11 protein-coding genes and 3 tRNA genes are annotated in these 10,141 nt (G+C 42.0%); all 14 read left to right on the top strand.

Annotated elements, in window-relative coordinates:
* The first annotated feature begins 18 nt into the window (after positions 1-18).
* The 14 genes from HMPREF9378_RS01875 to purC all read left to right on the top strand — a co-directional run bounded on the left by HMPREF9378_RS01875 (position 19) and on the right by purC (position 10,135).
* A tRNA-Gly gene (locus tag HMPREF9378_RS01875) sits at positions 19-89 on the top strand.
* A 33-nt stretch (positions 90-122) separates the two neighbouring features.
* Positions 123-196: transfer RNA gene (locus HMPREF9378_RS01880), tRNA-Ile, on the top strand.
* Positions 197-205: 9 nt separating this feature from the next.
* A tRNA-Ser gene (locus tag HMPREF9378_RS01885) sits at positions 206-293 on the top strand.
* Positions 294-365: 72 nt separating this feature from the next.
* A complete protein-coding gene (gene mreC / locus HMPREF9378_RS01890; RefSeq protein ID WP_002901931.1) occupies positions 366-1,181 on the top strand; it encodes a rod shape-determining protein MreC in 816 nt (271 codons plus the stop codon).
* Position 1,182: 1 nt separating this feature from the next.
* Positions 1,183-1,683 (top strand): rod shape-determining protein MreD, encoded by a 501-nt coding sequence (gene mreD / locus HMPREF9378_RS01895; RefSeq protein WP_002901932.1) that lies wholly within the window; start codon positions 1,183-1,185, stop codon positions 1,681-1,683.
* 96 nt (positions 1,684-1,779) lie between these two features.
* Positions 1,780-2,994: a peptidoglycan hydrolase PcsB gene (gene pcsB, locus HMPREF9378_RS01900; protein WP_023916858.1), complete on the top strand. Its 1,215-nt coding sequence runs from the start codon at positions 1,780-1,782 to the stop codon at positions 2,992-2,994.
* Positions 2,995-3,118: 124 nt separating this feature from the next.
* Positions 3,119-4,084 carry a ribose-phosphate diphosphokinase gene (locus HMPREF9378_RS01905; RefSeq protein ID WP_002894321.1) on the top strand — a complete coding sequence of 322 codons (966 nt, stop codon included), beginning with the start codon at positions 3,119-3,121 and terminating at the stop codon, positions 4,082-4,084.
* A gap of 312 nt (positions 4,085-4,396) precedes the next feature.
* Positions 4,397-4,966, top strand: coding sequence for an LPKTxAVK-anchored surface protein (locus HMPREF9378_RS01910; RefSeq protein ID WP_002901936.1), 570 nt, complete (start codon positions 4,397-4,399; stop codon positions 4,964-4,966).
* Positions 4,967-5,060: 94 nt separating this feature from the next.
* Entirely contained in the window at positions 5,061-5,903 is an 843-nt protein-coding gene (gene srtB, locus HMPREF9378_RS01915) for a class B sortase, LPKTxAVK-specific (protein WP_002901937.1), read from the top strand.
* A 179-nt stretch (positions 5,904-6,082) separates the two neighbouring features.
* Positions 6,083-7,255: a pyridoxal phosphate-dependent aminotransferase gene (locus tag HMPREF9378_RS01920; RefSeq protein WP_002901938.1), complete on the top strand. Its 1,173-nt coding sequence runs from the start codon at positions 6,083-6,085 to the stop codon at positions 7,253-7,255.
* Positions 7,248-8,021 carry a DNA repair protein RecO gene (gene recO, locus HMPREF9378_RS01925; RefSeq protein WP_002901939.1) on the top strand — a complete coding sequence of 258 codons (774 nt, stop codon included), beginning with the start codon at positions 7,248-7,250 and terminating at the stop codon, positions 8,019-8,021. Before HMPREF9378_RS01920 ends, recO begins: the two co-directional genes overlap by 8 nt.
* Before the next feature lie 5 nt (positions 8,022-8,026).
* A complete protein-coding gene (gene plsX, locus HMPREF9378_RS01930; protein ID WP_002901940.1) occupies positions 8,027-9,025 on the top strand; it encodes a phosphate acyltransferase PlsX in 999 nt (332 codons plus the stop codon).
* Between the two features lie 2 nt (positions 9,026-9,027).
* Positions 9,028-9,276 (top strand): acyl carrier protein, encoded by a 249-nt coding sequence (locus HMPREF9378_RS01935; protein ID WP_002898839.1) that lies wholly within the window; start codon positions 9,028-9,030, stop codon positions 9,274-9,276.
* Between the two features lie 151 nt (positions 9,277-9,427).
* Positions 9,428-10,135: a phosphoribosylaminoimidazolesuccinocarboxamide synthase gene (gene purC / locus HMPREF9378_RS01940; protein ID WP_002901941.1), complete on the top strand. Its 708-nt coding sequence runs from the start codon at positions 9,428-9,430 to the stop codon at positions 10,133-10,135.
* The last annotated feature ends 6 nt before the right edge of the window (positions 10,136-10,141 follow it).

Genomic DNA, 10,141 nt, shown 5'->3' with positions numbered 1-10,141 from the left:
CATTATCATAGTGGTGATGCGGGTGTAGTTTAGTGGTAAAACTACAGCCTTCCAAGCTGTTGTCGCGAGTTCGATTCTCGTCACCCGCTTTGAACGAAAGTTCATACCAAGTTTTCAAACTTGGGCGCGTAGCTCAGGTGGTTAGAGCGCACGCCTGATAAGCGTGAGGTCGGTGGTTCGAGTCCACTCGTGCCCATTAAATATTGGAGAATTACTCAAGAGGCTGAAGAGGACGGTTTGCTAAATCGTTAGGTCGGGTTACCGGCGCGGGGGTTCGAATCCCCCATTCTCCGTATAATGAGGAGTTTAGCGTTTGCTATCTCCTTTTCTTATACTTTCTCGTCCTGTTTAGTGAGGTTTTTCTGATGAATCGATTTAAAAAATCTAAGTTTCTAATTTCTTTTTTTGTATTAGTTGTTGCAATGACGATACTCATCCTATCTACCTCTTCTAGTTGGTTTGTATCAACTACTTCAAATATTATTTCATTGGTAGATAGACTTGTCGGCTCTCCTTTTGCTTTTGTAGCTGATAAAAAAGAAGAAATGTCAGATTTGATGTCTACTTATAGAGAGAATCAGCAGCTCAAGAAAAATCTTTATGAGGTTGAGGAAAAGGCTGGGAAGGCAGATTCCTTAGAAGATGAGAATGAGCAGTTACGAAAACTTCTGGAATTTAAAGAGGCTGATAAAAATCAAACACAAATTGCCAGCGAAGTGATTGCCCGTACGCCAGCATCCTGGAAAAATGAGCTGACTATTGACAAGGGGACATCTGATAATGTGACAGATGCTATGCTAGTAGTCGCTAATGGTGGTCTGGTCGGAAGTGTTTCTGAAACTAGTAGTCAGTCTAGCTTGGTTTCTCTACTGACTAACGAGGAAAACTCAACTAAAATTTCTGTTAGAATTCAAACTAAGTCTGGTCTAGTTTATGGGATTATTACGGGTTATGATGCAAAAAACTCTGCTTATATCATCAGTCAGTTAAATAGTGCTGAAGATATAAAAGAGGGAGATGAGGTGGCAACCAGTGGCTTGGGTGCTTATAATGCAGAAAATATTCCTGTCGGTAAGGTACTTTCCGTGTCTGAGGCTAAGGATCAGTTAAACAAGATTGTTCTGGTTAAGCCAGCTGCGGATTTGTCGGATATCCGTGCTGTAATGTTGGTAGGGAACTGATATGAGAGATATTAAAGAACATCTTTTGACTCCTATTATTTTATTTTTTGTCTTATTGATAGACGGACAAATTTCGACTTTTCTGGCTAATATTCTGCCTTTACAATGGCATTTAGTCAGTCATTTTATCTTTATTTTCATGCTTTTTGTTTCCATCAATCTCTCTAGAAACTACAATATTCTCTTATTTTGCTGTTTGGGGTTGATTTATGATGTTTACTATTTTCATACCATCGGTATTGCTCTTATTCTTTTTCCTCTTTTAAGTCTCTTGGTTTGTCAGTCTAGTTCAACTATGCTTTTAAATACATTTACTCGCTTTTTATCTGTTTTGATTCTTGTATTTTTATTTGAATTAATTAGTTTTGCTTTTGCAGTATTTTTGAATCTTTCTAGTCTGAATTTACAGGATTTTGTCCTTAGCAGTCTGGTACCGACTATCCTTCTCAATAGCCTGATATTCCTCATTTTTCAGCCTATTTTCGAAAAAATGTATTTATGATAAACAAGAAATAAAAATGTAATAAAGGCGTAACATATGATACAGCATTTTCTGGTATACTAGTTAATGTGTTATAAGAAGGAGTGTATTATTTTTATGAAGAAAAAACTACTCACATCAATTTTATTGAGTACGGTTATCCTTTCACAAGGAGCTGCACTTGTGAGCGTTAAAGCGGAGACAACTGATGAAAAGATTGCTGCACAAGACAGCAAGATTAATAGCTTGACAGAGCAACAACAATCAGCTCAGACGCAAGTTGACGAAATTCAAGGTCAAGTGTCTGCCATTCAAAAGCAACAAGAAGAGCTTAAAGCAGAAAATGAAAAGTTGTCTGCTGAATCTGCAAAACTTTCTGCTGAAATTGATGAACTGTCTAAAAATATTGTAGCTCGTAATGAGTCACTTGCAAATCAAGCACGCAGTACCCAAACAAATGGAACTGCTACTAGCTACATCAATACAGTTGTAAATTCTAGCTCTATCACAGAAGCTATCTCTCGTGTAGCAGCTATGAGCGAAATTGTTTCAGCAAATAACAAAATGCTGGAACAACAAAAGAAAGATAAAGAAGCAATTGATGAAAAGCAAGTTGCGAATAATGAAGCTATTAATACTGTAATTGCTAACCAAGAGAAGTTAGCTGATGACGAGCAAACTTTGGCAACAAAACAAGCTGAACTGAAAGCAGCTCAGACAAGTCTTGCAGCTGAAAAAGCGACTGCTGAAAACGAAAAGAATTCTCTTCTTGAAGAAAAAGCAGCAGCTGAAAAAGCAGCAGCTGAAGCAGCGGCTCGTGAAGCTGCTTATAAAGCAGAGCAAGAGTCAAAACGCCAAGCAATTGAAGCTTCAGGAAACACTACCCTGCAAGCTCAGGTTCAAGCAGTTGTTAATTCAGCTCCAGCAGCTGAAGCAGCGGCTCCAGCAGCACCTGCAGTAACTCAATCTGTTGCCCGTGCGAATAGACCAGTTTATAGCTCATCTGCATCTTCTTATCCAGTAGGTCAATGTACTTGGGGTGCTAAGACATTAGCTCCTTGGGCTGGCGATTACTGGGGTAATGGTGGACAATGGTCTGCAAGTGCAGCAGCAGCAGGCTTCCGTGTTGGTTCACAGCCAGAAGTTGGAGCGATTGCATGTTGGACTGACGGTGGATACGGACACGTTGCAGTAGTAACAGCTGTTCAATCTACTACAAGCATCCAAGTATCAGAAGCAAACTACCTTGGACAACAATCAATCGGTAACTACCGTGGATGGTTTAATCCAACAACTGCACAAGGTACAGTTTCATATATCTATCCGAACTAATCAGTAAAAAGCGCCTCTGGCGTTTTTTATTTTTAATTGAAAAATCAACTGAAAAAAGTTACAATGGTAGTTGGGAAAAGTTGTAATTGGACAATGAAAGACGATTTAGAATCTGGAGGGAATCATGTCTTTTTCTGATTTAAAACTCTTTGCTCTTTCTTCTAATCAAGAATTAGCGCAGCGTGTTGCTCAAGAGATTGGATTGCCACTTGGGAAATCAACTGTTCGTCAGTTCTCTGATGGAGAGATTCAAGTGAATATTGAAGAATCTATTCGTGGGAAACACGTCTTTATTTTGCAGTCTACCAGTTCGCCAGTCAATGATAATTTGATGGAAATCTTGATTATGGTAGATGCTTTGAAACGAGCTAGTGCTGAATCCATCAACGTTGTCATGCCTTACTATGGCTATGCTCGGCAGGATCGCAAGGCTAGAGCTCGTGAGCCAATTACATCTAAATTAGTTGCTAATATGTTGGAAATTGCTGGTGTGGATCGGATGCTGACTATTGACTTGCACGCAGCGCAAATCCAGGGCTTCTTTGATATTCCAGTGGATCACTTGATGGGTGCACCTTTGATTGCTGATTACTTTGAGCGCCGTAATATGACAGGAGGAGACTATGTGGTAGTCAGTCCTGACCATGGTGGTGTGAGTCGGGCTCGTAAGTTAGCAGAGTTTCTGAAAACCCCGATTGCGATTATTGATAAGCGTCGCAGTGTGGACAAGATGAATAGCAGTGAAGTTATGAACATCATTGGTAAGGTAGAAGGAAAAACTTGTATCCTAATTGATGATATGATTGATACAGCAGGGACTATCTGCCATGCAGCTGACGCTCTCGCTGAGGCGGGAGCTGTAGAAGTCTATGCCAGCTGTACTCACCCAGTCTTATCTGGTCCTGCTATGGATAATATTCAAAAATCAGCGATTAAAAAATTGGTTGTGCTGGATACGATTTATCTGCCTCAAGAGCGCTTAATTGATAAGATTGAGCAGATTTCAATTGCTCATCTTTTAGGGGAAGCCATTGTCCGTATTCATGAAAAACGGCCGCTGTCACCCTTGTTTGAAATAGGTAAAAAATAATCTGAGATGTATGGCTGGGATGCTTAATTCCTGGCCTCTTCTTATTTTATTCCTACTATCTTTTAAAAAAAAGTCCAACATTCACTTTGAAAGAAAACTCAAATTACTTGATGTTTCAAATATAAATAAATGACCATTTAAATAGTTGGTAAATTGACAATTTGTCTCATCCCTTGGTATTCTTTGATTTTAGAAATTTTTATGTAGTAAAATTCTTGACTTTTTTTAGAGTTCGAACTATACTTAATAGTAGGTAATATTAGGTAACGGGGAGTTACAATTATTTTTGAAAAGTAACGAGGAGATGAGATAATGAAAAAGGTTTTGCTTTCAAGTGCTGTGGCCCTTTCACTTTTCGCGGCTGCTGCACCAGTATTTGCTGAGGGTACAGCCAGTCTTTGGGTTAATGACATTGATAATAATGAAGTTCCCCAAGGCAGTACGGATTCAGAATCTAATAAAGTTATGGATGAGTTGCAGGCCTATAGAGATGCACAATCAGCTCTGGATCAGCAAGTTGCTGAAGCTAAGAAAGCTCCGGTTGGCAAAAGTGCTGTGATGGAGGATCAAGCTGGTAACAAAGTTCTTGTTATTGGTGAGGGAGAGTCGGCCAATGCTGATCAGCCTTCAGTGGCACCATCTACTACAGATCCATCTACACCGGCTTATTCGGCAGCACCTTACTCCACAGCCTCTTCATCAGTTCCGACTTTTCCAGCACCGTCTCAATCTTCGGCGGCATCCTCTTCAGCAGCAGGTAAAAAGAAGGCTAAAAAATCAGAAAATAAAGCAAAAAAAACTCTGGAAGCAAAAGAAGAGAATAAGGAAAATGAGGAGAATTCTGAAGAAAAGTCACTTCCTAAGACAAGTGCAGTCAAATAATTTTGTCTTTAATTTGTGCTAATGCCTAAATATCACTGAGCCTTCGTTCGGTGATATTTTTTGTAAAAAATGAAAAATAAAGGATTTTTAGATTATGCAAGAAAAAGATAGGAGTCAAACTTCGAATAAGAAACAGCTCCTTGTTGTTGGCATCTGCCTCCTGCTGATTGTTCTGGTTATTTTTTCTGTTTTTTATGCTTTCCGTTCATCAGCATCAGGTAGCAAGCTTCGAGTTTCGCATCCTAGCAGGATTGAAACGTCAAGCTCATCTGCATCTTCAAGTCAGACAGAAAAGGAATATTTAGCAGAGCGTTTTGCTAAACTGAAGGCTGTGAATTCAGAAACGATAGGCTATGTCTATGCTCCTGGTACACAGTTGGATGAGCCAGTGGTGCAAACGAAAGATAATGAGACTTATCTGCTAAAGACGTTTGAAGGAAAGCAAGAGCCTTATATGGGAGCGGTCTTTATGGATAAAGACAATCATAAAGATTTCAGTGATCGTCTGACTTGGCTTTTCGGGCATGCTCGGGGCAGCAAGGCAGGAGACCATCGCATGTTTAATGATGTCAACTACTATGATCGTCAGGATTATTTTGACAAACATAGATATGTCGTGATTGAGACTCCTGAGCGTAAGTATTATTATCAAGCTATGGGGCTGGTCATCGTGCCGGAAGAGACGGCTTTTTATCGGACGGAGTTTAAGGACGACGAGGATTTTACAACTCAGCTCAGAAATATCTATGAGGCTGCTCGTACTAAGGATCCTAAGATCCAGATTAAGGCGAGTGACCGGTATTTGGTTCTCTCAACCTGTCGTGAGGAAGATGACACGATTCGTTCTAACCTTTATTTGCGGCAGATTCCTGATTCAGAACTGGCAGATTTTCTGGCCGAGCATGGCAAGGAATTGACCTATACTCCGACTCGTTGAATGGCCAGTCACGTGAGATGCAGCTATATCCACTATCTGCCAGAGAAGAATTTTAAGGCAAGGCCAAAAGGGACTGAGTGCAAGCTTAGTCCTTTTTCTGCATGGGAAATCATGTAATAGCTTTTGCTATGCTTCTGCATTTATAGTATAATAGTTCTATTGAGCGGCTGGAGGTATGTATGGATTTAAGTAAGAAATTTAATAAAAACTTAGAAAAAATAGAAATTTCGCTGATTCGTCAGTTTGACCAATCAATTTCTGCTATTCCGGGAGTTCTTCGGCTAACCTTAGGGGAGCCGGACTTTACAACACCGGATCATATCAAAGAAGCAGCCAAGGCGGCGATTGATGCTAATCAAAGTCACTACACTGGTATGAGCGGTCTCTTGGAGCTGCGTCAGGCGGCTAGCAGCTTTGTGAAAGAAAAGTACAATCTGCACTATCGCCCAGAAGATGAGGTTTTGGTCACAATTGGGGCGACAGAGGCCTTGTCAGCTACGCTGACAGCTATTTTAGAAGAAGGAGACAAGGTCTTGCTGCCAGCTCCTGCTTATCCAGGCTATGAGCCCATTGTCAATCTAGTAGGGGCGGAGATTGTCGAGATTGATACAACGGCCAATAACTTTGTCCTCACTCCAGAGATGCTGGAAGCAGCTATTTTGGAGCAGGGCGAGCAGCTAAAAGCGGTCATTCTTAATTATCCAGCCAATCCGACCGGCGTGACTTATTCGCGGGAGCAGATAAAAGCTCTGGCGGATGTCCTAGGAAAATACCAAGTCTTTGTGGTCTGCGATGAGGTCTATTCTGAGCTGACCTATACAGAGCAGGGGCATGTCTCCATCGCGGAGTATCTGCCAGACCAAACTATCGTCATCAACGGCTTGTCTAAGTCTCATGCCATGACTGGCTGGCGGTTGGGCTTTATCTTTGCTCCAGCAGTTTTCACTGCTCAGCTGATTAAGAGCCATCAGTATCTCGTAACAGCAGCCAATACCATGGCTCAGTTTGCAGGCATTGAAGCCCTGATAGTTGGGAAAGATGATGCGGAGCCAATGAAGGCTGAGTATATCCAGCGTCGCGACTATATCATAGAGAAAATGGCTGAGCTAGGCTTTAAGATTATCAAACCAGAAGGGGCTTTTTATATTTTTGCTAAGATACCAGATGGTTATAATCAAGATTCGTTCGCCTTTCTGCAGGATTTTGCGGAGAAGAAGGCCGTGGCCTTTATCCCGGGGGCGGCTTTTGGTCAATACGGGGAAGGCTATATCCGTCTGTCCTATGCGGCTAGTATGGAGACGATTCGAGAAGCCCTGAAACGCCTCAAGGACTACATGGAGGACTATGCTTAAATCTCTAACAAGTCAAGGTCTGGTTCTCTATAACCGCAATTTCCGCGAGGATGATAAGCTGGTAAAGATCTTTACGGAACAGGCTGGTAAGCGTATGTTTTTCGTCAAGCATGCTAGTAAATCCAAGCTAGCACCCGTCATTCAGCCTTTGACTGCGGCGAACTTGCTGATGAAAATCAATGATGATGGTCTTAGCTATATCGAGGACTATCAGAATGTAGTCACCTATCATCGCATCAATGAGGACTTATTCATCATGGCCTATGCCAGTTATGTGGCGGCCTTGGCAGATGCCAGTCTTCAGGACAATCAGTCGGATCCGGCGCTCTTTGCTTTTCTGCAGAAAACCCTGGAGCTGATGAATAATGGTCTGGACTATGAAGTGCTGACCAATATCTTTGAGATTCAGATTTTGTCACGTTTTGGAGTTTCACTGAACTTCCATGATTGTGCCTTTTGTCATCGGACGGGTCTGCCTTTTGACTTCTCTTTCAAATATAGCGGAGTTCTTTGCCCTGATCATTACCATCAGGATGAACGGCGATGCCATCTGAATCCCAATCTTCCTTTTCTGCTGGACCAATTTCAGGCGGTCCGCTTTAGCGAATTAGAGACCATTTCTTTGAAGCCAGATATTAAAAAGCAGCTGCGGGATTTTATCGACCTGCTCTATGATGAATATGTCGGCATCCATCTCAAATCCAAAAAATTTATAGATTCTCTGGGGGACTGGGGAAGCATTTTAAAAGATAAGAACGAGGAATAAATCGAATGAAAAAAATAGCTATTGATGCTATGGGAGGGGACAACGCCCCTCAGGCCCTGGTCGAAGGAGTCAATCAAGCGGTACAGGAGTTTTCGGATATTGAAATTCTCCTTTATGGGGATGAAGCGAAAATCAAGCCTTATCTGACTGCTGGTGAGCGGGTCCGCATCATCCACACGGAGGAAAAGATTGACTCGGACGACGAGCCGACCAAGGCCATTCGTCAGAAGAAAGAGGCTAGTATGGTGCTGGCAGCCAAGGCTGTGAAGGCAGGGGAAGCAGATGCCATGCTGTCTGCTGGAAATACTGGAGCGCTTTTGGCAGCAGGCTTCTTTATCGTGGGGCGTATCAAGAATATTGACCGACCGGGGCTCTTATCTACTATGCCAACGGTTGGCGGTCAGGGATTTGATATGCTGGATCTGGGAGCCAATGCTGAAAACACAGCCCATCATTTACACCAGTATGCGACTTTGGGTTCTTTCTATGCTGAAAATGTCCGAGGAATCAAGAAGCCGAGGGTGGGTCTCTTGAATAACGGAACGGAAAGCAGCAAGGGCGATCCTCTGCGTAAGGAAGCCTATGAGCTTTTGTCGGGGGATTCAACACTTAACTTTATCGGCAATGTGGAAGCGCGTGATTTGATGGATGATGTGGCGGATGTTGTCGTTGCAGATGGCTTTACTGGTAATGCTGTTCTGAAATCAATTGAGGGAACTGCTATCAGTATCATGGGTCAGCTGAAGAAGTCTATTTTAGGCGGTGGTTTCAAAGCTAAATTGGGAGCTTGGCTGCTCAAGGACAGCCTGCGAGGGCTCAAGAACAGTCTGGACTATTCTAGTGCAGGCGGTGCAGTTCTATTCGGTTTGAAAGCGCCTGTTGTCAAAACGCATGGCTCTAGCGATGCTAAGGCTGTTTATAGCACGATTCGTCAGATTCGAACCATGCTGGAAACGGATGTTGTTGGTAAATCGGTCATTGAATTTTCAGATGCAAAGGAGTAACTGTGAGCGAAAAAGAAATTTATGCAAAAATTGTCGAAATCATTCAAGAACATGACAGCAGTAAGCTGCATGTCACTCCAGAGTTGAATTTGAAAGAAGAACTGGGAGTGGACTCTGTGGATTTGATGGAATTTATCATCAATCTGGAAGAAGCTTTTGATATTGAGATTCCTGATGAGGATATGGATAACTTCAAAACAATTTCCGATGTGGTGGCTTATATCCACGAAAAACTGAAGAAGCAACATTAAAAATCAAAGATCGGTATCTTCCGGTCTTTTTTCGTATCTTGAAAAGGGAACTATTTTCAGCTAGACACAGAAAGTTTATACGGAATTTCTTGTAAAATATATTCAAAGATGATAAAATGAGGGTATAAAACCACGAAAGGCGAATATTAAAATGTCTAATAAGTTATTATATTCGGGAAAAGCTAAGGATATTTTCTCTACAGATGATGAGCAAGTCATTCTGGCACGCTACAAGGACCAGGCAACGGCTTTTAATGGAGTCAAGAAGGAGCAGATTGCTGGTAAAGGAGTGCTCAACAACCAGATTTCATCTTTTATTTTTGAGAAACTCAATGCAGCTGGTGTGGCGACGCATTTCATTGAGAAGGTTTCGGATACGGACCAGCTAAATAAAAAAGTAGAGATTATTCCTTTGGAAGTGGTGCTGCGCAACTACACGGCGGGTTCTTTTTCCAAACGTTTTGGAGTAGAAGAGGGTATCGCGCTTGAAACTCCGATTGTGGAATTTTACTACAAAAATGATGATTTGGACGATCCTTTCATCAATGACGAACATGTGAAATTCTTGAAGATTGCTAGCGACGAAGAAATTGCCTTTTTGAAAGAGGAGACTCGTCGGATCAATGAGCTCTTGTCAGACTGGTTCCGACAAATCGGACTGAAATTGATTGATTTCAAGTTAGAGTTCGGCTTTGATAAAGATGGCAAGATTATTCTGGCAGATGAATTTTCACCAGACAATTGCCGCCTCTGGGATGCGGAAGGTCATCACATGGATAAGGATGTTTTCCGGCGTGGCCTTGGTGAACTGACAGATGTCTATCAGGTTGTTTGGGAAAAATTGCAGGCGATTAAGTAAGGGCAG

It is taken from the genome of Streptococcus sanguinis SK1 = NCTC 7863, from assembly GCF_000194945.1.
Lineage (GTDB): Bacteria > Bacillota > Bacilli > Lactobacillales > Streptococcaceae > Streptococcus > Streptococcus sanguinis.
Note: the sequence above shows the minus strand (reverse complement) of the source record. Positions and strands in the feature narration are given on the sequence as shown.

Bases quoted from the DNA above. Each gene is read 5' to 3' on its own strand.
- mreC (WP_002901931.1), top strand. From the start codon at position 366: ATGAATCGATTTAAAAAATCTAAGTTTCTAATTTCTTTTTTTGTATTA.
- mreD (WP_002901932.1), top strand. From the start codon at position 1,183: ATGAGAGATATTAAAGAACATCTTTTGACTCCTATTATTTTATTTTTT.
- pcsB (WP_023916858.1), top strand. From the start codon at position 1,780: ATGAAGAAAAAACTACTCACATCAATTTTATTGAGTACGGTTATCCTT.
- HMPREF9378_RS01905 (WP_002894321.1), top strand. From the start codon at position 3,119: ATGTCTTTTTCTGATTTAAAACTCTTTGCTCTTTCTTCTAATCAAGAA.
- HMPREF9378_RS01910 (WP_002901936.1), top strand. From the start codon at position 4,397: ATGAAAAAGGTTTTGCTTTCAAGTGCTGTGGCCCTTTCACTTTTCGCG.
- srtB (WP_002901937.1), top strand. From the start codon at position 5,061: ATGCAAGAAAAAGATAGGAGTCAAACTTCGAATAAGAAACAGCTCCTT.
- HMPREF9378_RS01920 (WP_002901938.1), top strand. From the start codon at position 6,083: ATGGATTTAAGTAAGAAATTTAATAAAAACTTAGAAAAAATAGAAATT.
- recO (WP_002901939.1), top strand. From the start codon at position 7,248: ATGCTTAAATCTCTAACAAGTCAAGGTCTGGTTCTCTATAACCGCAAT.
- plsX (WP_002901940.1), top strand. From the start codon at position 8,027: ATGAAAAAAATAGCTATTGATGCTATGGGAGGGGACAACGCCCCTCAG.
- purC (WP_002901941.1), top strand. From the start codon at position 9,428: ATGTCTAATAAGTTATTATATTCGGGAAAAGCTAAGGATATTTTCTCT.